The following is a 23079-nucleotide window of genomic DNA, read 5'->3' on the forward strand; positions in this document are numbered from 1 at the left end:
TCACCTTTCACTCGGACCACAATTCGTCAATTAAATCTTCTATTAGGTTAGACCATGTCCTTTCGCTAACCCATCGGTAGGCTTGTTCCGCCTGATGATTGCCTCTAGCTACACCTTCAAGACATTGACTAAGTTCACTAGCATCACCCGCCGGGAAGTAGGTTGCTAATCCTCCAGTCGCTTCTCGGAGTGCAGGGAGATCAGACGCAATTACCGGAATGCCCCGTGCCATAGCTTCGAGGTGCTTTATTGGGGTCACCATCCTTGTGACCGATTGGTCCCTTCGCGGCAATACAAATATATCTAGTTTTTTGTACCACTCTCCTATTTCGGCATGCGGCTGAGGCCCGACGAAACTCACTCGGTCTTGGAGCCCCAATCGAGCGGCCCGTTGCTCAAGCGAGTTCCTTTCCTTTCCGCCCCCAACTAAAAGCAATCTGAATCGAGTACTTGTCGACGCCAGAGCATCAATAAGCGTGTCAAAACCTTCGTACCCAACAAGCGACGAGACACTACCGACTACAATTTCACCAGCCTCTTCTCTTCCAGAGACTTTGTTTGAAGTGCATGCTTTGTTTGCTGCAAGTACGCTCTCATCAAGAGAATTTGGCAAAATTACCGGTCTTGAGAGCGATAATCCGCGTTCAGCAAAGGACTGCTTCGATACGTTGCTCAGGAAAACCTGAGCTCCCGATTCGGTCACCGCTTCATTTTCTTTTCTTCTAGACCGTCGATAAAATTCGGAAGTTTTATCTCGTTTTTGGGGGCAAGCAGCCAACCAGGTCGACTCCGGTTCACCACGAACTTCATAGACCCACGGAATGTTAAGGTTTCGCGCAGCTTCAGAAGCAATAGAGGCGTTTTCGAAGCCGGTTGTCGTAATAATTAGCTTGGCATTAAAATCACGAGCCTCTTCTTCTAGCAGCTTCACTGCTTTCCTACGCCGTTGCCAAGCGTTCCAACTGAAGGTCCATGGAATAAGCCTCACAAGCCCTTGGCGCCGCTGGCTAATAAGAGAAGTTGCTTCCCAGCGGCCAACCACAAGTGGGTATCCAGCCCGAGTGCACACTCTCACAGGGATTCCCTTCTGTCGAAGAGCGTGGGCTACTTTTTCAGTCCTAACCGCGTAACCCGAGGTTGTGTGGGGAAACGAATTAGTTACAAAGTAGATTGTGGGCGATTTCTTTTCAACACGAGACAACTTCTTAGATGGGTAGATTGGGAAATCAAGCTGTCGCCGAGCCTCTTCGAACCGCTTGGTCAGGAAATACTTTGTCATTGCTTTCCCGCTCCCAACAGACTTTAGACCGTCAGCAAAGTTGCCTTCTTTATAAAAATCACGATGTTGAGTCGTGCCATTTCGGCGGCACTTCCCTTCTCCTCGAGCACAGCCAAAGCGTAGACAGACCTTTTCAGCAAAGTCCTCGAACTCATACAGAAGTTCATAGGATACGAACCCGAGCAAGAAAATGCAGTTCCTAAGTGTTTCCATTTTTCTAAACCTAGCGTCCACAGCAATTCCCATCCACGACCTTGGAAAGTGTGGAGAGAAGCACCTTTGGCGCAATTTCGTTTCGCTCTTCTCGCACCCATTCTGAGCCTCTAGCCCCTACATCCAACGATTCAGCTTCTTGGGCTAGCAACTCCCATGCTCGAGCTAGCAGCTCGGGCCGGCCTGGCTGAACAACAATTCCGGCGTTTTGGTTTTGCACAATTTCAGCCGATTCTCCCTGTACAACCGCAGTTACATGAATCCCCGCCTCCATTAACTCGTATGTTTTTGAGGGGACAGCCCGCTTCAAAGGTTCCCAGTCAGCCAAATGCACCAAAGCTGTATCTGCCCATTGATAGCATTCTTGCAATCTTTCGAGCCCAACTTTGCCTTCAAACTCCGCATCGACTCCAAGTTCCTCTGCAAGTTTTTCAAGGGCAGGCTTTGCAGCTCCGTCCCCCAATAGTTTTAAACACACTTCCACCCCGTCGTCTTGGGCTATCTTCATTGCATAAAGCGCGTTCGACAAATGCTGAGCCCTCCCAATCGTTCCGGCATATACCACCTTTAGTGGTAGCTTTGTTTTCCTCTGCTGCTTTTCAGGCAATACCATCCCTTGAAAAACATTTCGAACAACACCAATGGGGATTTCTTCATATCCTGACTTCCGTCGGTTCTCCCCAATTTCAGCAGCCAAAAACGACGATGTCAGAATGAGCCCATCCGCCCTTTTAAGGGCATCGCCCACTGTCATTTCAACGAACGCAATTAGTAATTGAGCCGGCCCCTTACTCAAGAGCTTTTCCCGAAAAGAGGGCTTACCTACATCCTCATTCCATCGCTCCCAATCCCTAAGAAGATCAGGCCAAGCGTCCCTTAGATCAATAACGTAAGGCCTTCCTACAAGACCAGCTATTAATCGAGCCACGATGGCGGTTGGCAGAGCCGGAACTGTCCCTACCACAACCTCTGCATCAAATTCTTTCAGCAGATTTCTCCTAGCTATTGCCGCCCACAACATCCCCGAGGCAACGGTTGCTTGGTTCAGTATCCTCAGAGTTAGCGAACGCCCTGCCGGGACAAAGCCTGTACGAAGAATCTTTTCGCCATTTTTACCCAATTCTAGAGATCGTGCCGGTTTAAACAGTTTCTTACGACGCCAAGTCCGAAACGATACTTTTCTACTAAAATTTGGAGGCGGAGCGATCGCAAGTACTTCATGTCCAGCTTCATTCAACATCTTGCAGAACCATGACCACCTTCTCTGCGGAACGCTCACTTCGGGGGCCCAATACTGACTAACTACAAGAATGCGCATCCGCAACCTTTCTATTGCATTCGCTACGTCGTAGAGCACCGAACCCCTCAACGCGTGAGCTGAACATTACCACCCTCAACTCGCATTCTTCATAAGGTCTCAACTACTCCAGATTCTTACACCAAACACCCCACTGAACTGCTAATTTGTTTGTTCTCCACGCTCCCTATATAGTTAGAACTCGTTGCAGAGAGCGAAACCAATCGCTCAGCAGCATACACATATTCCTCCATAGCTCAGTTGGCAGAGCATTCGACTGTTAATCGAAGGGTCACTGGTTCGAGCCCAGTTGGAGGAGCGAAATGGCCGCTTGTATTTCAAGCGGCTTTTTGCTTACCTATCTAGAATTCACCCGCTGGGTTAAGGGTGGGTTTCCTCTGTTTAAAGAACATTTCCAGGCTTGGAAGTCAGAACGTATTTGATCTCAACTTTGCGGCTTGGGGCTCTGCTTCTTCTCTTTTACCCGCATGTTGTGGTGACTATTGTCGCGGAAATGCCGTGACGTTTAAATACTCGTCACCGACCTAACGCTTAACAACGTGCACGTCCACCCCTCCAAAGAGGCTAAAACAGTTGACGACAACCTCTGGAGCGCTAGCAGGTAGGTCGGCCGGATCAATAGCCCCACGGTCAACCTTGATGTCATGCCCGCCGAAAAGGCCGATGCCGCTAACTCGAACACGGAAGCCCTCGGGAATCCAAACGTCGACACCACCAAAGATTCCAACCGCTTGGATGGTGGTTACGTGTTCTCGAAGTGCAGCACCGCGCAGGTCAACGTCTGTCCCACCAAAAATACCCATTGTGGTGTGGCGAGAGGCAATGGGAGTACTTCGAACCGTAGTGCCACCGAAGATGCCCAAGGAAAGGCTCTGAGCACCACTCACGGATGATTCGACTTGAGCTAGTGCGCGGTCAACAGTCGTAGCAATCTCCCCATCCACAGTGGTCATCGCGTGAGAGCTCTTTGAGGTGACCTCATGGCTACCAAAGAGTACCGGTCCTGGATGCTCAAGGAGATCTGAAACAAGGTCGAGCAACTCGCCACGCGTCGTCGCGTCGGCGCATGCAGAAGAACGCTCCTCAAATTCGGCGACGCTGAGTTGGCCTACAGACATCGCGTCAGCCAGGACTTGAGAAGCTGTGGTGCGTTGAGAATTAGTGCATTTAATTTCGCGTGGTTCCATGGCTTTACCTTACGTGGAACCGCATGAATGGGCAGGGCAACTAGAAATACGCGCCTGCCCATCCATCTCAATTCTCTATAGCTCAATACCCGGGTCAAAGTCCGGCAGACGCTCCCCTACGCCGAGGAGCTCGGCAATAGCGGCAACGGCACGCTCTGCGGCCTTACCGTCGCCATAGGGGTTAACAGCGTTGGCCATAGAGGTGTACGCGGCGTCATCGTCAAGCAACAGTTTGGCTTCCGCCACGATGAGGCTACGGTTGGTGCCCACAAGCTTCACAGTGCCGGCAACAACAGCTTCAGGGCGCTCAGTGTTCTGGCGCATGACTAGGACCGGCTTACCCAGAGCCGGCGCTTCCTCCTGGACTCCGCCGGAATCAGTGAGGATGATGGTCGCACGGTCAAGCAGCTTGGTGAACTGATCGTACGGAAGCGGATCCGTGATGAGAACATTGGGCAAAGACTCGACTTCCGGAAGCACAGCTTCTCGAACCTTAGGGTTCAGATGCAGCGGAAGTACAAAATTGATGTCAGAGTAGATTTCTGCAAGGTCCTTAACCGCACCACCTATCTCCTTCATCGCCTCAAAATTCTCGCGGCGATGAGTAGTGGCCACAACAAGACGCTCGCCTGATTCGAGCACCTCCTGCAAGGCAGGATTCTCAAGAACCGTATCCCAAGTGGCAGCCTGTAAAAGAGCATCAATGACCGTATTACCGGTGACTGTAATGTTCTTAGAGCGAACGTTCTCGCGGCGCAGGTTTTCCATTGAGCCTGCAGTCGGGGCAAGATGTAGCTCTGTTACTTGGCTAATGAGCTTGCGGTTGGCTTCTTCCGGGAACGGAGAATGGACGTTGCCAGTGCGCAATCCTGCCTCGAGGTGAATAATCTTCACCCCACGATGAAACCCAGCCAACGCCGCTGCCATTGCCGTGGAGGTATCGCCTTGAACGATAATGGCATCGGGAGCTTCAGCATCGATAACCTCGTCTAGCCCCTCTACTGCTCGCGAAACTAGGCGGTTCAAGCTTTGGCCAGGCTTCATCAGATGAAGGTCCCACTTCGGTTTAATTCCAAACATTTTGTTTACTTGCTCTAGCATTTCAAGATGCTGACCAGTGGAGACCGCGACTGATTCGAAACGCCCATCCCTATCCAAGGCAGTGATGACAGGAGCGACCTTGATTGCTTCCGGGCGCGTGCCATAAACGGTCACAATTTTCGGTCGGGGCATTTTTCTCCTTGGTGTGCGATAAGTCAATCGTTCTTCTCTTTGAGATGGAAAATAAATTCGGCCTTAGTTCTTGGAGAAACTACAGCGAGACTATACACGGGGTTCCGCAATCCACGACTGCTCACACCATCCGGACCTCGAAAAGTCTAGACACCGCGGCATTTATACACCGCACCAGCTCCTGCACGCGGCGGAATGGCCGAACTATTTGTTCTAATCCTCGCTCACGGTGACTTCGCGCGGCTCTTCGAGCCCAGCAGTACGGGGCTCAGCTGCCGCTACGCTGGCGGTGAGCAGCGCTGACATCGCCACGGCTGCCGATGCCGCATACGAATGCTTAGAAGTCTTCACAGGTATTAAGTTAACTGAAGCGAATGCATTAAGGGAAGAGTTCGCGTCATATCTATTCGCGGTCCCGGTATGCTCCATTGCCCCACCGCCACCTGCCCAAGACTGCCTAGGCAGGTAGGCTGTTCATGAGAATTGCACGTTTCCTGTACGTTGTACGCAAACGCTGGCTCCTGTGCCGGCTTAAAGTAAGGGGATGACTAGTTTCCAATGATCCAATTTGTTGTGGGTGCTGCCGCCGGATACGTCTTTGGAACCAAGGCTGGGCGCAAGCGCTATCACCAAATTAAGGGCGCCTATGAGAAGGCCGTCAACTCCCCCGCCACCAAGGCAGCGGTACGCTCCGCACGCAAGGCCGTGGCCAACCGCTTGGACCCAGAGCCGCGCATGCGCGAGCTCAAGGACTACAACAAGGGGCGCCGCGGTAAGCGCGGCGCCGCGGATGGAGTGCAGCCGGACCGGATTTACGAACCGGACGAAGATTAAAGCGCTGATTAGCGCACGCCGCGGAAGGCGCGGTCATTGAGCTCGCGGCGGGCCTGCTCGAGGGCGACGAGGTCGGCGAAGAGTGAGTTATAGGACTCTTCATCGTCGGAGGGGCGCATGCGGCCTAGTTGGGCCTTGAGCTGGGCTACTTGGTCGCCCACGCGGGCTTCCTGGAGGCGGGAGAGAACGGAATCGGCGTAGGCCTCAAGGTCGTTATCGGGGTTGCCGGTCTCCCCTAGCTTGATGGGTTCCACGGCGAGCTCAGAAACGAAGTTGCGGGCCATAAGATCCGGCATCTCACCTGCCACGGCAGCCAGCCATTCCACGCCGGGTTGCTCAGCACCGGCGGTCACACCACCGAGAGTGGAGATGGCGCGGCGGATGGTGCGGTAGGCCTCGTTGGAATAGGCATCCTCCGTGATTCCGTCGAAATAGCTGCCAGCGATCTGCGGGTACTGCAGGGCCAGCTTGAGGGCCTCGCGTTGCGGCCACAGGTGTGGCTCGCGGGGGCCGGGGATGTGCATGACGGGGGCATTGGTCTGCGCGGGTGCTGAGGAGGTCTCCTCCAGGGAGGCAAAGCGCGGGCGCTGTTCCTTCTTCGGCTTGCGGGCCTCTTGACGTACCTGCCGGAGTACTTCCTCTGGGTCGGGCCAGCCCACCCAACCGGCAAGGCGGCGGGCGTACTCGCGCTGCAGAGGTTCATCGCGAATCTGGGCCACCACGGGCACGGCACGGCGCAGGGCTTGGAGGCGGCCTTCGGCAGAGTCGATGCTGAAGTCTGAGATGACAGAACGGATGACGAACTCAAACATGGGGATGCGGTCCGCCACTAGGTCACGCACGGCGGCGTCGCCGCGCTCAAGACGCAGGTCGCAAGGATCCATGCCGTCCGGAGCCACGGAGACGAAGGACTGGCCGGTGAATTTCTGCTCGCCCTCGAAGGCGCGCATGGCGGCCTTCTGCCCGGCCTCATCACCGTCGAAGGTGTAGATGAGCTCGCCGTGGAAGTAGGAGTCATCCAACATCAGGCGGCGCAGCACCTGCAGGTGGTCCGCACCGAAGGCGGTGCCGCAGGAAGCCACGGCAGTTTTCACGCCCGCGGCGTACATGGCCATGACATCCGTATAACCCTCCACCACCACGGCCTGGTGTTGCTCCGCGATGTTGCGCTTGGCCAAATCCAGGCCGAAGAACACCTTGGACTTGTGATAGAGCATGGTTTCAGGCGTGTTCATGTACTTGCCCAGCTTGTCATCGTCGAAAAGCTTGCGCGCGCCAAAGCCGATGACGTTGCCGGATAGGTCCTTGATGGGCCACAGTAGGCGCCGGTGGAAGCGGTCGATGGGACCGCGCTTGCCCATTTTGGAAATGCCGGCGGCTTCCAGCTCCTCAAAGGAAAAGCCCATGCGCAGCAGGTGCTTGGTGGCGGTATCCCAGCCCTCCGGGGCATAGCCGCATTCAAACTCGTAGATGATTTCCTTGGAGAAGCCACGGTCCAGGAGGAACTCCCGTCCGGCGGCAGCCTGCGGGGTTTCTAGCTGCTGGCGGTAGAACTCGTGCGCGGCCTTGTTCGCGGCGATAAGGCGGCGGCGGGTGCCGGGCTTTTCATCGCGCGCACCGGTGGAGCCGCCTTGGTAATTGATGTGGTAGCCAATCTTCTGGGCTACGGCCTCAACGGCCTCCGGAAAGGAGACTTGCTCCATCTCCATGAGGAAGCTGAAGACATCCCCGCCCTTGCCGGTGGAGAAGCAGTGATAATAGCCGCGCTGCGGGCGCACGTGGAAGGACGGGGTCTTCTCATCCTTGAACGGGCTCAGACCCTTCAAAGAGTCATAACCAGCGGGTTTGAGCTGAACGTATTCGCCCACGATTTCATCAATAGGCGCGCGTTCACGGATAGCTTGGATATCGCTGTCCGGAATTCTGCCTCGTGCCATGCGTACAGACTACCCCGCCTGCTGGACACACAGGTACCCACGGCTGGGTGGGTCTTTGATGCTTGTTCCCACATCCGCAAACACCCCGTGGTGGGGATTGCAAAAAGGCCTGGTCTGGATTTCTGGTTCAGGCCTTATAGCTGCAATGATGGGGCCATGTCCCAATCCTCCCCCTCCAAAAAATCGCTGCCGGCCCTCATCGGTGGCGCGGTTCTGGTCCTCGTCGCGGGCTACTTCGGCATTGACCTCGGTGGCTCCGGCGATGGCGCGGACCAGAAGGCAGCGCCGTCTTCCGCTGCGGCGGGTGCATCCTCTGCAGCTGGTGGGGCTAAGGGGGACGCCGCAAAGCAGGGCGAGTCAAGCCTGCCCACCTGCGCCATGGATTCCCTGCCGCAGGAGGCCCACGAGACCGCCGAGGACATCCTGGCCGGCGGGCCCTATGACTATCCGGATAATGACAACGTGCGTTTCGGAAACTATGAGGGCGTTCTGCCGCAGCAGGCGAAGAACTACTACCGCGAGTACACCGTGGAAACACCGGGGATTGGGCACCGCGGGGCCAAGCGCATTGTTACCGGCGGCGGCAGTGAGACCGACCCGGACGTCTGGTACTACACCGATGACCACTACGAAAGCTTCTGCAGTATCCCGGACGCGGAGGACTAAGGCATGCAACGCATTCTCATTACTGAACCCATCCGCACGCGCGAGGATTTCTATGGTGCGCTCGGCCGCCTGCGCGGCTGCACCTCGGGCGCCCCGCGCAACCTTGATGCCCTGGCGGATTTCCTCCGCGAGCAGCACATCGTGGCAATTATCGCCGCGGATTTCGACATGGTTGAAGAAGACCTGGCCCCCATCAGCATGGTGCTGGAGGACCAGGGTGTCGCGCTCGTGCGCTAGTGAGGTTGTGGGCCGGCGGGTGCTGGCCCGGCGCGTGGTGCCCCGGCGGGTGGTGGCCCAGCCGGGGTCTTAGGCCTTAGAGGCCAAGGGCACGTTTGATGGTGTCGCGGACCTCAGGTGCGAGGTAGTTCAGCAGGCCGGCAATGATGGCGGTGGCGCCTGCCGCGCCGAAGAGGGCGCCGAAAATGGCCGGGAGGACACTGCCTGTACCCCGGCTCGAGCTATTGCTCGAGTCGCTGGAACTGCTGTCGCTGCTGCTGTCGCTGGAGCCGTTGTCGGTGTTGTCGCCTTGGTTGCCGGCGGTGACTTCCACGACGCGGGAAGCCAAGGCCTGGTTGCCGGCGGAGTCGGTGACGGTGTAGGTGACGGAGTAGACGCCCGGCTTGGAGGTGTCGATGTTGCCCACTACCTTCACCTTGTCGGTGAGGTCACCGTCCTGATCGTCCTTGGCGCTGACACCTTCGAGAAGGTTGGCCTTTTCACCCTTGGTGATGGTGAGTTTGTCGCTGTGGACGGTGAGTTCAGGGGCTTTGTTATCCGTCTCCTGCTGCTCCGGCGCGGTGAAGACGCCGAACTGGCGCACGATGCCGGGCTTCGTGTCTTCCTTGGAGGAGGCGTCGGCGGAGGTGGCATACCAGCCATAGGCCTGGCCGGCCTTAACGTCCTTGTAGGTCACGCTGGCAGGCCAGCCGGACTTGGCGGTGTCTTTGCCAATCTCCTTGCCGGTATCGGTCAGGGCGAGCATGGAGTTCGTCGCAAAGCTGGTCTTGCGGGTCTGGAACTGGATAGGAATACGGAACTCGTCCTCGTGACCGTTGTAGCGCTGGCGGTCGTCGTACTCGGTGGCGTTGTGGTCGTCGAGAAGCGGCGAATACGTATCCACGATCATCTCTGAATTCTGCAGATCGAATTGCAGGAGGCGCAGGTAGCTGGACCCAAAGCGCAAGCCGGTGTCACCGTCATAGTCGCCGATCTCCGTCAGACCCAGCTCATCGGAGCCGACCTCGTAGAACTGGTAGTCCGCGAGAAGCTCCACCACGTGATTGTTGGTGTGGCCGACGTCCTTGCGGCTGACGATGGACACGCCATGCTCGTGACCGGCCAGGACCAGGGCCACGTTGGGGTTTTTCTGGATGACGTTCTCATAAACCATCACGCCGTCGTGGGAGAAGTCCGAGCCGCGGCCATCCGGGCTAGCGGAAGGCTTGAGGTAGGCGTGGGTCAGCAGAATGGCGTTGCGGTCGGAGTACTGCTTGAGCACCTTATCCGCCCACGCGGCTTCCTCCTCAGTGACGTCATAGCCCAGGTGTAGGGCGATGAAGTCCATGCCGTTGGTGGAGAACAGGTCATAGTGGTTGTCGTTATCGCCCTCAGCGTAGGGGTGGTAGGAGGCGTCCTGCTCAGCCCACTTGCCCTTGCCCTGCTGAGCCTCGTAGCGCTCCGGGCCGAAGTACTCGTTGTAGAGGTTGCCCGCACCGACATCCGCGCCGCTTTGGTTATCGTGGTTGCCGGGCAGCACGCCATTGACGACACCGGCGTCCTCCAGAATCTTCTGGGCGTTGGAGGCTACTTCGAATTCCTTCTTGGCATTGGGGCGGTCATTGTCCTTGCCAATCCAGTTCTCAATGATGTCACCGGTGTGTGCGGAGTAGGCGATCTTGCGCTCGTCGGCGTTATCGGCAATCCATTGGGTGGCCGCGGTGTAGCTTTCTTCCCACTTCTTGCGCTCCTCGGCGGTGGCCTTTTCTACCGCGCCTTCGGAGAGGTACTGGGTATCGGTGTGGTGGGCGATGGAAAAGTCATAGTCGCTGGTGTCGGCGAACTGCTCGTTGACGGGCTCGTTGAGGTCATCGGCAAAGACGTCGTAGCCCACCAGCATGGTGTGGATGGTGTCACCGTCGACGAAATCTTGGTTGGCTTGCGCGCTAAGGCTTACTTGAGCGTCGGCTGCGCCGCGGGTTTCTGCCAACTTCTCCCAGCTATTGGTTGTGGTGTTCCAGGCCATGAGGCGCACCGAGCGCTTGGGGTCCACGGTGCCGGACCAGGCGATGTCGTGGGCCTTCTTCTCAGCGTCCTTGAGCTTCAGGTCAAAGCGCTGGAAGGGCATGTGCTCCGTGGAGCTGGTCTCCTGAGCATCCTCGTTGTCCGGGTTGAGGGCCTTGTCGAAGTCCTCGCCGTCTTCGTACTTAAAGTCCAGGCTCTCCGGGATATCCGTGAAGGTGCCTTGGAAGCCCTTCTCCGCTACAGCCACATCGGCTTCAGTGAAAGTGGTCTCCACTTCCCCACCGCTCGGGTTGTCCGCGCGAGCGGAGATGGTCACACCCTCCCCGCTCGGCGTGGAGTCGGTGCCGGCGGCACCCGGGAGGTTGCCGGAGGTGAAGTCGATGGTCTGGGAGATGGGGTTGCCAAAGACATCGCGGCCCTCGGCCTGGATGGAGTGGTTTCCTTCCTTGAGGCCAGCTCCGATTTCTTGCCCCAGCTCGATGTCCTCGCCGTCCAGGGTGTAGGTGAGCTCGCGGGAGATGAGGGCATCGTTGTTGAACTGGACGTCGAAAGTCACCGGGCCCGTCAGGTGCTGACCCGCGCTCGGGGTGGAGCCGGTGATCTCCGCCTTCTTATCGGTGCTCAGGTTGGAATCCTCGTAGAGGGCGAGAATTTCTTCTTCGCCCAGCGGATCGGAGAAGATGCGGGCCTCGCTGACCACGGCATCGGAGTAGAACTGGGCGGCGTTATCCCGGCCGGAATCCGCACCGATCATCACGGCGGTGGAATTGGACTTGGGCTTGGTCACCTCACCGTTGATCTCGGTGTTCTCAGCCACCTTGGCGCCGTTGACGTAGAGCTCGCTCTTGTTTCCGTCATAGACGCCGACCGCGTGGTACCACTGGCCCGGCTCCACCTGCTGCTGGGCCTTCTTGTAGCCATCGCTGCCGTTGACGGTGAAGGTGAGCTGGTCGCCGTAGATGACCATGGCCCAGCCGCCGGCTTCCTTGTTGGCACAGAGGCTCTTTTCGTTGCCGTCGAAGTCCCCGTCATAGCGGAAAACGCACTCGACGGTGAAGCCGTCCTTGATCTGGTCAAACTTATCCCCAATGTCGAAGCCGACGGCATCCTTGCGGCCATCGAAGTGAGCCACGGGGCGCTCAAGCACGCTGTCTTGCTCCACGGTGGGCTCGCCGATCTTCAGCGGCTCGGCATCAGATGCGGAGTTGCTGATGACACCGTTCTCAAAGGAGAGATCCAGGATGTCTGCCTGGGGCAGGTTCTGGGCGGAGGCGAGTGCGGGAGAGACGAGGCTGGAGCCAACGAGGCTGATAGAGGCAATGAGCGCGGCTTTATGCAGCTTTTTCTGAGACACAAAAATTCCTTGACAGTTAATACAAATGAAGAGACTTCCGCTGCGGGCAGGCAATAAGGCGGCCTGGCGGCACGCGGACCTGCCTGAGGTTAGGTGGCCGGTTTTAAGAAGAGTTGTCGGCTATGTAACGCCCAAGTGAACGGTGTTCAACTATCGGGGGACAGGCGTCTCTTGGGATGCTGTGCCGTTGTGTGGGGCACGGTGCTACTGGGCTTGGTGCTGGTCTGCTGCTGACTAGTTGCCGGCTAGCTAAGGAAACCAAAAAGGTCCGCGCTGCGCTGCGCCAAGCGCTCCAGGCGGGATTCCGTCATGGAGGCAATCTGGTCGATGATGGCGCGGTCACGCTCCAGATCGGTCTCGGCTTGCTTCCACCACAGGGAGAAGGTGGCGTCGAGAGAGCCCGGCGCGCCGGCCACCAGGTAGTCGTAGACGCGGTAGATGCGCTCGCGCTGGCGGTCTTGACGGGCCAGGTGGGCGGGTTCATCCATGACGTAGAGAACGGCGATGGTCTTGAGCAGCGTTACCTCCGCCACGGCACCCGGTGGGACGGCGAGGCCGCCGTGCATGCGGCCGAGGGGGCCGTCGTTAGCCGCGAGCGTGGCGGAAACGGTAGCGCCAACATAGCGGCCGACAAGCTCCGAGGTCATCTTCTTTAAGTTGGCATAAGAGCGCAGGGAGTAGTCGAAATTGCCGATGGCGTTGATGACGTCCAGCTGGCGCAGGCGGTCGGCGGCCTCGAGGAGCTCATCGGCAGTGCCGCCGAAGGCTTTTGCGCCCTTGTCCGCGAGGTTGGCCAGCTCCACCAGGTCCCAGAGCACGTTCAAAGAGATGCGGCGGGAGATGATGCCGTCTTCGACGTCATGGACGGAATAAGCAATATCATCTGACCAGTCCATCACCTGCGCCTCCATGGACTTGCGCTGGTCTGGGTGTCCTTGGCGCAGCCACTCCAGCACGTCCGCGTCTTCGTCGTAGGCGCCGTATTTGCGGTTGGTCGTGCCATCCGGGTTGGTCTTGGTCCAGGGGTATTTGCAGGCGGCATCCAGTGACGCGCGAGTGAGGTTGAGGCCATAGCTGCGCGGGCCCGCCGGGGTATCCAGCACTACCTTGGGCTCCAGCTTGGTCAGGATGCGCAAGGTCTGGGCATTGCCCTCGAAGCCGCCGAGCGCCACCTCGTTGAGGGCATTCTCGCCGTTGTGGCCGTAGGGCGGGTGGCCGATGTCATGGGTCAGGCCCGCCATATCGCACAGGTCTGGGTCCAGGCCTAAGCCCGCACCGATGCTGCGTGCAATCTGGCTGACCTCTAAAGAGTGTGTCAGCCGGGTGCGCGGGGTATCGCCGTCGCGCGGGCCTACCACTTGGGTCTTATCCGCTAGTCGGCGCAGAGCTGCAGAATGCAGGACGCGGGCGCGGTCGCGGGAGAAGGCGCCGCGGTGTTCCTCGGATTTGAGCAGGGCCGAGCCCTTGGGTGACTCGGAGGCGAGGCGGGCGACGTCTTCTGCGCGATAGGAATAGCTCACGGTGTCCAAGCTTAGGCGGAGTCCCGGCCTTCCTGGGTCTGCCTCGCGCCAATAACTTGGTGGCGTAGGGCCTGGTTGGGGCGGATGAGGCGCTCGATGCGGTAGAAGGCCGTGCGCACGCCTGCGGTGCGCTTCTCCCCCAATAGAGTCCGCAGGCCTAGATAGGCCAGGCCACCTAGCTCGTGCGCCAGGTAGCGCCACCAAGGAATGGAGAAACGCGGCGAAGGATAATAGGGCGTGCCCAGCACCGTGGCCTGTATCCCCTCCTGCCGGGCGATGAGGAAGGTGCGCAGACGGTGGAGCGGATCGGTGATGATGACGGCCTCGCGCACGCCGAGCTTTGTATGCGCAGCAGCCAACTCGCTGCGGGTGTCCAGGCCTTCTTCCAGGGCGGTGACGGTGAGGGGTTCGTCGTCAAGCAAGCGCTTGGCTACCCCGGCTTCGGTGAACCTATCGCCGGGCAGCTTCCCACCGACTGTGATGATGGGCAGGTCGTGCGCGGCGGCGTACTCGGCGGCGAAGCGCACACGGCCGGACAGGATGCGGGAGGGGCGCCCGTCGTATTGCGCAGCGCCGAGGACAATAACGTACTTCACTGTCTGACCACTCTAGCGATGAATGGGAAGGTATCGTGGTGCGCATGACTACTGCTGCTCGTTTTGGTCGCGCCGCCCTTGCTGCTCTTGTGTTGGGGTTGGCCACTGCTAGCCCCGCTATGGCTGCGGATTTCGTTCTTGCCGCGCCGGAGGCGGCCTCGCTCACGGATAAGGTAACGGATGAGGCGGGGGTGCTCTCGGATTCGGAAAAGGCCGAGTTGGAAGACAAGATTAGCACACTGCAGCAGGAGCACCACGTGGTCATTTTCGTGGTCTTTGCCTCCTCGCTGCCGGAGGGCGCGGAGAGCTATGCGGACAGCATTGTGAAGTCTAAGGGGCCGAACTCCGCAGCCTATGTGGTGGGCGTGGATGATTCCACCATAGGCGTGCAAACGGGTAATGAGTGGCCGCGCGGGCGTCTAGACGTGATGTATGAGGCGGCTTATGCCAAGCTTGCCGACGGTCACCAGTACGGCCCCTCCGCGCTCGCGCTTGTCGACGCTGCCGCGACCGGTTCTTCGGGGTCCTCTTCTTCCGGCTCGGCTGGTTCCTCCGATTCTGATGGCTCTGGTGACCTGTGGTTGGCGGGCGGCGCGGGTGCGCTGGCTCTTGCCGGTGGTGGCGCCGTGGTGGCGAGCCGGCGCAAGACCAAGAAGGACTCGGCGGCCACGCTGGAGTCGGCGCGCCAGATTGAGCCGAGTAATACCGCACAGCTGGACCGCTTGGATGTGGACACCTTGGAGAAGCTGGCACAGGAAGAGCTGGTCTCCACGGATGAATCGATCCGCCGCGGCAAGGAGGAGCTGGATATTGCGGTGGCCGAGTTCGGCCCCGAGCGCACCCGCCCGTTCACGCGCGCAATGAACCACTCCACGCTGACGTTGCAGAAGGCTTTCCAGTTGCAGCAGAAGCTGCAGGACAACCTTCCGGAATCGACGGCGGAGCGCCGCCAGATGCTGGTGGAGATTATCTCCTCCTGCGGGCAGGCCGATGATGCGCTGGATGAGCAGGCTGCCGACTTTGCCACGATGCGCGATTTGCTCATCAACGCCGGCTCCAAGCTCGATGAATTGACCCAGCGCACGGTGGACTTGCGCGGGCGCCTGCCGCAGGCGCGCACGACGCTGTCCACTCTCAGCGGCTCTTATTCCGAGGAGGTACTGTCCTCCATTGCGGATAACCCGGAGATGGCGGAGGTCTCGCTCGACGAGGCCGAGAAGCTGCTTTCGCGCGGCCGGGAACTGCAGTCCCAGCCCGCTGGCCAACAGGGTCCTTTAGTGGGCTATATCCGCGATGCCGAGCACGCCTTGGAGGTCTCCGACCGCCTCCTCAATGCCGTTGAGAATGCGGAGAACTCGATCACCGCGGCGCGCGATAACCTGCCGGCGCTCATCGATGAGGTTGAGGAAGAAATTGCTGAAGCACAGCACCTCGAGCAGCGCGGCAAGGCCCAGGGCTCCCCTGCCGATTGGTCCGCGCTGGAGTCGCTGCTCGTTCAGGCGCGGGAGGCGCTCAGTGCGGCTCGCCAGCATGGCCAGGCAGACCCGCTGGGTCAGTACACAGCGCTGACGGCTCTCGATAGCAAGCTGGATGAGCAGCTCGATACCGTGCGCGAGACCAACGCCACCCGCGAGCGCCAAATTGCGCTCTACCGCCAGCAGATTGCTGCGGCCGAGTCCGCCATTCAGGCGGCTGAGGACTTGCTTTCCTCGCGTGGTCGCGTGGTGGGCCCCGATGCGCGTGTGGCTCTTGCCGATGCCACCCGCCTCTTCGCCCAAGCCCAGAACTCCGCGTCAAAGGACCTACGCGCGGCGCTCAACTATTCCCGCGATGCGGCTTCTGCCGCGCAGACGTCGCTCAACCGCGCGAAGCAAGACCTGGAGGCTTATCGCCGCCAGGAGCAGCGCCGCCAGGCCACTGATGCCGCGGGCAACATTCTGACCGGCATGGTTATCGGCCAGATTCTCGGCGGAGGCTCCAGCGGCCACCGCGGTGGTGGCTTCGGTGGCGGTTTCGGCGGAGGCTTCTCCGGCGGCGGGGGCTTCGGCGGCGGTGGCTTCGGCGGCGGTGGTGGAGGCGGCTTCCGCGGCGGCTCCTTCTAGCCGCCCCTACTTCCCCTTTCCGCGCCTAGGCCTCGAAGCCCGCGGCCCACACCCGGCATCTCATAACCGGGGCGGCCCCATAAGGCATCTCGCAAAAGGCGCCTTGCAAAAGGCATCTTCTAGAAGGAATTTTTACAGCTAAAAACGCCTTTTGCACCCTCTACATGGCGTTTTCAGCCCCAAAGACGCCTTTTGACAGACGCCATTTGTCAGATGCCTTCTGTCGGATGCCGTCCGCGAGATGCCTTCGGCCGGTTTTCCTGTACACGCATCCGGCGATTGGACCGCGTCTCGGTAGCCGGCCAATCAGTTCCTCGGATACGGGGTGGTGCACATACACGGTAGGCGTAGACCGGTCATGCACATGGTTCTCGTCAAAAGGCTTCTCTCAAAAGGTTGCAGTCAAACGGTTTACCTGGGGGCAAGTAAACCTTTTACACCGAGCTAGATGGTTCGTTTGGGGGCAAACAAACCTTATGACTGCAACCATCTGACGCGAGCCCTCTACCGGCATACCAAGCCGAGCGAGGATGCTCGAAGAGCTCTTCGCTGAGGACAAAGTCCACTGCCCGCATAGCGGTTCTGGTTATACCGCGGAAGGTGGGTTAGGTGCGTAGGGGGCGGGTGGAGCCGTCGAGAAGCAGGCAACAGTAGCTGGTGAAGACGGCGTCGATGAGGGGCAGCTCGCCCACCGCGACTTCGAGGCCGCGGCCCCGCGGAGTGGTGCGAGCGACCTCGGTGGCGGTGCCCGACGTGGCGGAGTCTGGGATAGCGAGAATACGGCGCTGCCGGCGGAATGGATTCGTGCGCTCAAGCAAGTACTCGCGGCCCTGACAGGCCGCGCGCAGCTTGTTCACCGTAAAGCTGGCCTGCTCCGCGGAAAAGTCGGCCCCGCGCACGGTAAAGCGCCGCGCGCCCGGGGTGTGTTTGAAGGCGATGGTGGTGCCCGTATCTGACAGCAGCAGGCCCGTCGGAGTCACGCGGGCGATGACTTCGCCCGCGCCATCCACCAGCGCCTCATCGCGCCACACCCAGCGCTGCATCAGAGAAGCACCGCAACAATGGCGACGATGGTCATGAGCAGCAGCGTCGCGATGATCGGAATCGCGGTTTTCTGCGTCCGGGCCTCCAAGATGACGCGCGTAAACCAGCTCAGGGCAGCAATCTCCGAATGACTGAGGTCATCGGAATCATCGCTGTCCTCGCCTTCGAACTCGAGGATGGCCTTGCGTACGCCAGAGTTCTTGGAGGAAAATTGCGCGATTTTAAGGCCGTCGTGGTCTTCAACAATCCAGTCGCCACCAGCCTCGTTGATGAAGGCAAAGGTGCGCCCGTCCAGCGAGGCCTCCAAACGCTTATCGCGCTTGGGGTTGCCCGCCAGGCGGTAGACGCGGTCATCCTCCAAGGTCACTGACGCGCCCAAGTCATCGAGGCCTAAGCGCCAGTGCTCGCCTTCCACATCCGCCGAGCGTTCCTGGAACATGCCCAACGACGCCGGCCCCTCCCCCACGAGGAGGACCGGGTTCTGGCGGTCACTGCGGTCCCAGCTGGTGTAGTGCATTAGCAGCCAACCAGGCGAGCGGCCAGGTAAGCCTCAAGCTCGTCGAGCTTGACGCGCTCCTGCTCCATGGAGTCACGCTCACGCACGGTGACCGCGTTGTCCTCGAGGGTGTCGAAGTCATAGGTCACGCAGAAAGGCGTGCCGATCTCATCCTGGCGGCGGTAGCGGCGGCCGATGGCACCAGAGACATCGAACTCCACGTTCCAGTTGGCGCGCAGCTTGTTGGCCAGCTCGCGGGCCGGGGTGGACAGTTCTTCCTTCTTGGACAGCGGCAGCACGGCCACCTTGACCGGAGCCAGACGGCGGTCCAGACGCAGCACCACGCGCTTATCGGTACCGCCCTTGGCGTTCGGGGCCTCCTCCTCGTCATAAGCATCGATGAGGAAGGCCATCATGGCGCGGCCCAGGCCGGCAGCCGGCTCGATGACGTACGGGGTCCAGCGCTCGCCAGCCTCCTGGTCAAAGTAGGACAGGTCCTCGCCCGAGCCCTTGGTATGCACGGAAAGGTCGTAGTCCGTACGGTTGGCCACGCCTTCCAGCTCGCCCCACTTGGAGCCTTTGAAGTTGTAGGCGTATTCCACGTCCACGGTGCGCTTGGAGTAGTGGGAAAGCTTCTCCTGCGGGTGCTCGTAGAGGCGCAGGTTCTCCTTCTTGATACCGAGGTCGATGTACCAGTTGAAGCGGTCATCGATCCAGTACTGGTGCCACTCTTCGTCCTCACCCGGTTTGACGAAGAACTCCATCTCCATCTGCTCGAACTCGCGGGTGCGGAAGATGAAGTTACCCGGGGTGATCTCGTTACGGAAGGACTTACCAATGTTGGCGATGCCGAACGGCGGCTTCATACGCGCCGAGGTCATCACGTTCTTGAAGTTCACGAAGATGCCCTGCGCGGTCTCCGGGCGCAGGTAGTGCAGACCCTGCTCATCATCGACCGGACCCAGGAAGGTCTTGAGCAGGCCGGAGAAAGCCTTCGGCTCGGTCCAGTCACCCGGCTGGCCGGTCTCCGGATCATTAATATCCGCAAGGCCGTTGGCCGGCTCATGGCCGTGCTTTTCCTCGTAGGCCTCAATCAGGTGGTCGGCGCGGTAGCGCTTACCGGTGTGCTTGGACTCCACCAGCGGGTCGGTGAAGACCTCAACGTGGCCGGAGGAGACCCACACCTGGCGCGGCTGGATCACAGAAGTATCGACACCCACGACATCATCGCGGGACTGCACCATGTGGCGCCACCACTGGCGCTTGATGTTCTCTTTGAGCTCGACGCCAAGCGGGCCATAGTCCCACGCAGAGCGGGAACCGCCATAAATCTCACCTGCCTGGTAGACCAAGCCGCGGCGCTTACACAGGCTGACGACGGTATCAATGACGGATGCCATAGCTAATGGGACTCCTCTGGTAGGGGACAGTCTTTATACAGTGCGGCCTAGTCTAGCGTGCCCCTTAGCACCGCGTGCCTTCACCCCAGAAGTGTGGTGCATTTTATACACATTTCCGCATTCTTCAGCTATAGTGCCGATAGCTCTCTTTTTAACTCTCCACCGATAGAAATGACTGAAGGTGAACGGCGTGACCAACACCCAGACTGACACCCCTCCCCTCGATCTGGCGGCGGCTGCCTCCGTCATTAGCGCTTTGGATTCACCGTTGCGCATCGACATCATCCAGCGCCTGGCCGAGCGCGATCACTACGTCCACGAACTGGTCTCCGCGACCGGCAAATCGCAGCCACTTATTAGTCAGCACCTGCGGGTTTTGAAACGCGCGAACATCGTCGACAGCGAGCGCACCGGCCGCGAAGTCCGTTACTCTTTGGTGGCCCCTAAAGTGCTGCCTTTGCTTCGCGACGCCTCACTGGCCACCTCTTAATGGAAGTGTGTTGATAAACTAAGCCCCATGGCCATCCACGACAGTATTCCCAAACTCGGCGCTCGCAATACCCGCCAGCGCACCGCCGTCGTTGAGGTCCTGCGCAGTCTCGACAAGTTCGTCTCTGCCAAGGACATTCACCAGGCGCTTCTCGACGGTAACCAGAAAGTCGGCCTCACCACCGTCTATCGCACGCTCCAATCACTCTCGGAGATTGAAGCTGTTGACGCGCTCCACATGCCCTCCGGCGAGACCCTCTACCGCCATTGCGAGAGCGATGCGCACCACCACCACTTGGTGTGCACCAAATGCGGCCGCACCGAAGAAATCGATGGCGGCCCGATTGAAGAGTGGGCCTCCTCGGTAGCCAAGGAGCACGACTTCGAGCTCACCGGGCACGATGCCGAAATCTTCGGCATCTGCGCCGAGTGCCGCGCGGCGTCTTAGACACGCCACTTTTCCTGCCACATCGAGGATATCTTCATCCCCCTCGACAGCACTACACAGCTCGCGCGCTACTTGACGCCGCCGAAGCGGCGGTCACGCCGCGCGTACTCCTCCACCGCGGCGAACAAGTCTTCCGGAGTGAAATCCGGGAAGAGCTTGTCCTGGTAAATCATCTCTGCGTAAGCCGACTGCCACAGCAGGAAGTTGGAGGTGCGCTTCTCACCGGAGGGGCGCAAGAACAAATCCACGTCTGGCATATCGGGGTCATACATCACCGAGCTGACCGTCTTCTCATTGATGGAGCGCGGGTCCAGCTCGCCGCGGGAGACTTGCTCGGCGAGTTTCCGGATGCCGTCGACAAGCTCGGCGCGACCACCGTAGTTCACGCACATCACCAAGGTCATCTTGGTGTTGTCCTTAGTCAGCTCCTCTGCGGCCTCGAGCTCCTTGATCACAGAGCGCCACAGGCGCGGGCGGCGGCCGGCCCAGACCACGCGCACTCCCCTCTCGTTGAGCCAGTGTCGCTGGCGGCGCAGCACATCGCGGTTAAAGCCCATGAGGAAGCGGACTTCCTCCGCGCTGCGGCGCCAATTCTCGGTGGAGAAGGCATAGGCGGAAAGGTAAGGAACACCGAGGGAGAGGCAGGCATCGACGACGTCGAGAAGCACAGCTTCTCCCCTACGATGGCCCTCGGTGCGCTTCATGCCGCGCTCCTCTGCCCAGCGGCCGTTGCCGTCCATGACCAGCGCGATGTGGCGCGGCAGGAACTCCTGCGGGATAGCGGGCGGATGAAGAACTCGGTTCGGGTCAGGCGTAATCACGGGTTACAGTCTACTGTTCCATGATCCCCAACGCGCCAACGCTTCGCTCAAGATGCCATTGCAGGTGCGCGCGGGTGAGGCGATGGGCCTCTTGGGCTTGGGCGTTCGTCGGCTGGCTGGGGTGGTCATGGGCGATGAGCCACATGTGGTGCAGGGTTTCTGGGTCTACCTCGGCGGCGCCTGGTGGGCGGCATTGGTGGCAGGCGGCCCCGCCCACGGCTGGGTGGAAGGCGTGGTGCGGGCCGGGTCTTTGGCACTGGGCGCAATCGAAAAGGCTGGGAGCCCAGCCGGCGTGGGACATGGCTTTGAGAAGGAAGGCATCGAGAAGCATGAGCGGATCGCCGTGCTGAAGCTTGTCGAGGACATCGACGCAGGCCTCATAGAGGTAGGGATCGCCGGGGGCATCAGCGGCGGCGAGGCGCTCGGCGGATTCGAGGGCAGCACACGCAGCGGTATAGCGCTCGTAGTCCTCGATGATGCGCGCGCCGAAGTAATCCACGGTATCGGCCTGGGAAATGGTGTAGAGGTTACGCCCGGGATAAAGCTGAACGTCGAGGTTAACGAAGAGCTGCAGGCGCGAGCCGAAGCGCGACTTGGCGCGGCGCACTCCCTTGGCCACCCCGCGCACGAGGCCGTGGTGGCGGGTCAAGAGCACGATGATGCGGTCCGCCTCGCCGAAATCATAGGAGCGGATGACAAGGGCGCGGTCGCGGAAGTTTTCGCGCATGTGGAAGTTCTCCGGCTTTTAGAAGCCCAGGCGGCCCAGCGCCTTCGGGTCCGACTGCCAATTCTTAAGCACCTTAATACGCAGGTCAAGGTAGACGTTTTGGCCAAGGAGCTGAATGATTTCCTTGCGGGCGGTACCCACGATGCGGCGGAAGCGGCGGCCGTCCTTGCCTTCGATGATGCGCTTCTGGCCGGGGCGCTCCAGGTAGAGGATGGCGTGGACGTTGAGGACGTCCGGGCGCTCCTGGCTAGGCAGAATCTCATCGACCTCGACGGCAACCGAGTGCGGCAGCTCGTATTTCAGACCGGAGAGCGCAGACTCGCGGATCAGCTCGGCGATGCGCTTGGACTGGTCTTCGTCGGTGACGTGGTCATCGGGGTAAAACTTGGGGCCTTCGGGCAGGTGGTCCACGATGACCTGGGTCAGCTCATCCAGCTGCACGCGCTCGGTGGCGGAAACGGGGATGACCACGGCATCGGGGTTCTCTTCCGCGAGCAGCTCGTGCAGGGCAAGCAGCTGGGCGCCGACTTGGTCCTTGGACGCTTTATCTAGCTTGGTGACGATGCCGATGATGGGGGTCTTCGGCGCGACCTTGCGGACGTTCTCCAAGATCCAACGATCGCCGGGGCCAATCTTCTCATCCGCGGGGATGGTCAGGCCGATGACGTCAACGTCTGCATACGTGTCTTTGACTACCTCGTTGAGGCGCTCGCCGAGCAGAGTGCGCGGGCGGTGCAGGCCAGGTGTGTCGACGAGGACGATCTGCGCATCCTCGCGGTGCACCAGGCCGCGGATGGGGTGGCGGGTGGTCTCGGGCTGGTCCGCCGTGATGGCGATCTTCTGCCCCACCAGCGCGTTGGTCAGGGTGGACTTGCCGGTGTTGGGGCGGCCGACGAAAGACACGAAGCCGGAGCGGAAGCCCTCGGGCGTGTCGGTGTACTGCGAGTAGTCGGCGGGGTTGGCTTCGCCCTCGGCTGGTAGGTCGGCGAAGGCGGCATCGAAATCAGTGCTCATATTGCCTCATATCATAACGCACGCACCGGTGGTTCCTTCGCGCTGCGCAGATGGTTCCAGTCAGACGGTTCTAGTCATAAGGTTTCCTTGCCCCCAAACGAACCATCTAGCGACCTGCAGAAGGTTTGTTTGCCCCCAAGAGAACCTTCTGACCCGAACC

21 protein-coding genes and 1 tRNA gene are annotated in these 23079 nt (G+C 59.8%); 7 read left to right on the forward strand and 15 right to left on the reverse strand.

What is annotated here, in order from left to right:
• Positions 1-7: 7 nt before the first annotated feature.
• Together QP363_RS08365 and QP363_RS08370 are read right to left on the reverse strand one after the other, a co-directional pair.
• Positions 8-1525, reverse strand: coding sequence for a glycosyltransferase family 4 protein (locus QP363_RS08365; RefSeq protein ID WP_306486622.1), 1518 nt, complete (start codon positions 1523-1525; stop codon positions 8-10).
• Positions 1503-2810, reverse strand: coding sequence for a glycosyltransferase family 4 protein (locus QP363_RS08370; protein ID WP_284763972.1), 1308 nt, complete (start codon positions 2808-2810; stop codon positions 1503-1505). Before QP363_RS08370 ends, QP363_RS08365 begins: the two co-directional genes overlap by 23 nt.
• 225 nt (positions 2811-3035) lie before the next feature.
• On the opposite strand from QP363_RS08370, the gene QP363_RS08375 reads away from it, so the two are divergent.
• A tRNA-Asn gene (locus QP363_RS08375) sits at positions 3036-3108 on the forward strand.
• Positions 3109-3334: 226 nt separating this feature from the next.
• Here the strand turns inward: QP363_RS08375 and QP363_RS08380 are convergent.
• The 3 genes from QP363_RS08380 to QP363_RS08390 all read right to left on the reverse strand — a co-directional run bounded on the left by QP363_RS08380 (position 3335) and on the right by QP363_RS08390 (position 5581).
• Positions 3335-3997 (reverse strand): DUF1707 domain-containing protein, encoded by a 663-nt coding sequence (locus QP363_RS08380; RefSeq protein ID WP_284763973.1) that lies wholly within the window; start codon positions 3995-3997, stop codon positions 3335-3337.
• 75 nt (positions 3998-4072) lie between these two features.
• Positions 4073-5230, reverse strand: a complete 1158-nt coding sequence (wecB, locus tag QP363_RS08385; protein ID WP_284763974.1) for a non-hydrolyzing UDP-N-acetylglucosamine 2-epimerase — start codon at positions 5228-5230, stop codon at positions 4073-4075.
• A gap of 213 nt (positions 5231-5443) precedes the next feature.
• Entirely contained in the window at positions 5444-5581 is a 138-nt protein-coding gene (locus QP363_RS08390; RefSeq protein WP_284763975.1) for a hypothetical protein, read from the reverse strand.
• A gap of 207 nt (positions 5582-5788) precedes the next feature.
• On the opposite strand from QP363_RS08390, the gene QP363_RS08395 reads away from it, so the two are divergent.
• Positions 5789-6064 carry a hypothetical protein gene (locus tag QP363_RS08395; protein WP_070446667.1) on the forward strand — a complete coding sequence of 92 codons (276 nt, stop codon included), beginning with the start codon at positions 5789-5791 and terminating at the stop codon, positions 6062-6064.
• 8 nt (positions 6065-6072) lie between these two features.
• On the opposite strand, the gene dnaG is transcribed toward QP363_RS08395, so the two are convergent.
• Positions 6073-8001, reverse strand: a complete 1929-nt coding sequence (gene dnaG / locus QP363_RS08400) for a DNA primase (protein ID WP_284763979.1) — start codon at positions 7999-8001, stop codon at positions 6073-6075.
• A gap of 156 nt (positions 8002-8157) precedes the next feature.
• Between dnaG and QP363_RS08405 the strand changes: the two genes are divergently transcribed.
• Positions 8158-8667, forward strand: coding sequence for a ribonuclease domain-containing protein (locus QP363_RS08405; protein ID WP_284763981.1), 510 nt, complete (start codon positions 8158-8160; stop codon positions 8665-8667).
• A gap of 3 nt (positions 8668-8670) precedes the next feature.
• Complete coding sequence (locus QP363_RS08410; protein ID WP_070525502.1) at positions 8671-8904, forward strand: barstar family protein; 234 nt, start codon at positions 8671-8673, stop codon at positions 8902-8904.
• 76 nt (positions 8905-8980) lie between these two features.
• Here QP363_RS08410 and QP363_RS08415 read toward each other — a convergent pair whose 3' ends face one another.
• From QP363_RS08415 to QP363_RS08425, 3 genes are all read right to left on the reverse strand, one after another.
• Complete coding sequence (locus tag QP363_RS08415; protein ID WP_284763985.1) at positions 8981-12262, reverse strand: LamG-like jellyroll fold domain-containing protein; 3282 nt, start codon at positions 12260-12262, stop codon at positions 8981-8983.
• Positions 12263-12507: 245 nt separating this feature from the next.
• A complete protein-coding gene (locus QP363_RS08420; protein ID WP_284763987.1) occupies positions 12508-13782 on the reverse strand; it encodes a deoxyguanosinetriphosphate triphosphohydrolase in 1275 nt (424 codons plus the stop codon).
• Between the two features lie 11 nt (positions 13783-13793).
• Complete coding sequence (locus tag QP363_RS08425; protein ID WP_284763988.1) at positions 13794-14378, reverse strand: YdcF family protein; 585 nt, start codon at positions 14376-14378, stop codon at positions 13794-13796.
• Positions 14379-14422: 44 nt separating this feature from the next.
• Here QP363_RS08425 and QP363_RS08430 point away from each other — a divergent pair, with 44 nt between their 5' ends.
• Complete coding sequence (locus QP363_RS08430; protein WP_284763990.1) at positions 14423-16480, forward strand: TPM domain-containing protein; 2058 nt, start codon at positions 14423-14425, stop codon at positions 16478-16480.
• A gap of 605 nt (positions 16481-17085) precedes the next feature.
• Here QP363_RS08430 and QP363_RS08435 read toward each other — a convergent pair.
• The 3 genes from QP363_RS08435 to QP363_RS08445 are packed head-to-tail and all read right to left on the reverse strand — an operon-like array spanning position 17086 to position 19420.
• Positions 17086-17523: a hypothetical protein gene (locus QP363_RS08435; protein WP_284763992.1), complete on the reverse strand. Its 438-nt coding sequence runs from the start codon at positions 17521-17523 to the stop codon at positions 17086-17088.
• A complete protein-coding gene (locus QP363_RS08440) occupies positions 17523-18041 on the reverse strand; it encodes a hypothetical protein (RefSeq protein ID WP_070446676.1) in 519 nt (172 codons plus the stop codon). Before QP363_RS08440 ends, QP363_RS08435 begins: the two co-directional genes overlap by 1 nt.
• Complete coding sequence (locus QP363_RS08445) at positions 18041-19420, reverse strand: glycine--tRNA ligase (protein WP_010190757.1); 1380 nt, start codon at positions 19418-19420, stop codon at positions 18041-18043. Before QP363_RS08445 ends, QP363_RS08440 begins: the two co-directional genes overlap by 1 nt.
• A gap of 190 nt (positions 19421-19610) precedes the next feature.
• Between QP363_RS08445 and QP363_RS08450 the strand changes: the two genes are divergently transcribed.
• Both QP363_RS08450 and QP363_RS08455 read left to right on the forward strand, forming a co-directional pair.
• The gene (locus QP363_RS08450; RefSeq protein WP_070446677.1) at positions 19611-19910 is read left to right on the forward strand and encodes a helix-turn-helix transcriptional regulator; all 300 of its coding nucleotides are present in this window, start codon (positions 19611-19613) and stop codon (positions 19908-19910) included.
• 27 nt (positions 19911-19937) lie between these two features.
• Complete coding sequence (locus QP363_RS08455; RefSeq protein ID WP_070644584.1) at positions 19938-20357, forward strand: Fur family transcriptional regulator; 420 nt, start codon at positions 19938-19940, stop codon at positions 20355-20357.
• A gap of 68 nt (positions 20358-20425) precedes the next feature.
• On the opposite strand, the gene QP363_RS08460 is transcribed toward QP363_RS08455, so the two are convergent.
• From QP363_RS08460 to era, 3 genes are read right to left on the reverse strand one after another with little or no spacing between them, the layout of a single operon-like run.
• Complete coding sequence (locus QP363_RS08460) at positions 20426-21178, reverse strand: isoprenyl transferase (protein ID WP_070446679.1); 753 nt, start codon at positions 21176-21178, stop codon at positions 20426-20428.
• A 10-nt stretch (positions 21179-21188) separates the two neighbouring features.
• A complete protein-coding gene (gene recO, locus QP363_RS08465; RefSeq protein WP_070525526.1) occupies positions 21189-21905 on the reverse strand; it encodes a DNA repair protein RecO in 717 nt (238 codons plus the stop codon).
• Positions 21906-21923: 18 nt separating this feature from the next.
• Positions 21924-22919, reverse strand: a complete 996-nt coding sequence (gene era, locus QP363_RS08470; RefSeq protein ID WP_049157277.1) for a GTPase Era — start codon at positions 22917-22919, stop codon at positions 21924-21926.
• Positions 22920-23079: the final 160 nt, after the last annotated feature.

The organism is Corynebacterium sp. UMB6689 (assembly GCF_030215295.1).
GTDB classification, from domain to species: Bacteria; Actinomycetota; Actinomycetes; order Mycobacteriales; family Mycobacteriaceae; genus Corynebacterium; species Corynebacterium aurimucosum.

What these genes read in the sequence shown, in the direction of transcription:
- QP363_RS08440 (WP_070446676.1), bottom strand. Translation starts at nt 18,041, where the DNA reads ATGCACTACACCAGCTGGGACCGCAGTGACCGCCAGAACCCGGTCCTC.
- QP363_RS08380 (WP_284763973.1), bottom strand. Translation starts at nt 3,997, where the DNA reads ATGGAACCACGCGAAATTAAATGCACTAATTCTCAACGCACCACAGCT.
- recO (WP_070525526.1), bottom strand. Translation starts at nt 21,905, where the DNA reads ATGCGCGAAAACTTCCGCGACCGCGCCCTTGTCATCCGCTCCTATGAT.
- QP363_RS08395 (WP_070446667.1), top strand. Translation starts at nt 5,789, where the DNA reads ATGATCCAATTTGTTGTGGGTGCTGCCGCCGGATACGTCTTTGGAACC.
- QP363_RS08430 (WP_284763990.1), top strand. Translation starts at nt 14,423, where the DNA reads ATGACTACTGCTGCTCGTTTTGGTCGCGCCGCCCTTGCTGCTCTTGTG.
- QP363_RS08365 (WP_306486622.1), bottom strand. Translation starts at nt 1,525, where the DNA reads ATGGGAATTGCTGTGGACGCTAGGTTTAGAAAAATGGAAACACTTAGG.
- era (WP_049157277.1), bottom strand. Translation starts at nt 22,919, where the DNA reads ATGAGCACTGATTTCGATGCCGCCTTCGCCGACCTACCAGCCGAGGGC.
- QP363_RS08435 (WP_284763992.1), bottom strand. Translation starts at nt 17,523, where the DNA reads ATGCAGCGCTGGGTGTGGCGCGATGAGGCGCTGGTGGATGGCGCGGGC.
- QP363_RS08405 (WP_284763981.1), top strand. Translation starts at nt 8,158, where the DNA reads ATGTCCCAATCCTCCCCCTCCAAAAAATCGCTGCCGGCCCTCATCGGT.
- wecB (WP_284763974.1), bottom strand. Translation starts at nt 5,230, where the DNA reads ATGCCCCGACCGAAAATTGTGACCGTTTATGGCACGCGCCCGGAAGCA.
- QP363_RS08445 (WP_010190757.1), bottom strand. Translation starts at nt 19,420, where the DNA reads ATGGCATCCGTCATTGATACCGTCGTCAGCCTGTGTAAGCGCCGCGGC.
- dnaG (WP_284763979.1), bottom strand. Translation starts at nt 8,001, where the DNA reads ATGGCACGAGGCAGAATTCCGGACAGCGATATCCAAGCTATCCGTGAA.
- QP363_RS08370 (WP_284763972.1), bottom strand. Translation starts at nt 2,810, where the DNA reads ATGCGCATTCTTGTAGTTAGTCAGTATTGGGCCCCCGAAGTGAGCGTT.
- QP363_RS08455 (WP_070644584.1), top strand. Translation starts at nt 19,938, where the DNA reads ATGGCCATCCACGACAGTATTCCCAAACTCGGCGCTCGCAATACCCGC.
- QP363_RS08410 (WP_070525502.1), top strand. Translation starts at nt 8,671, where the DNA reads ATGCAACGCATTCTCATTACTGAACCCATCCGCACGCGCGAGGATTTC.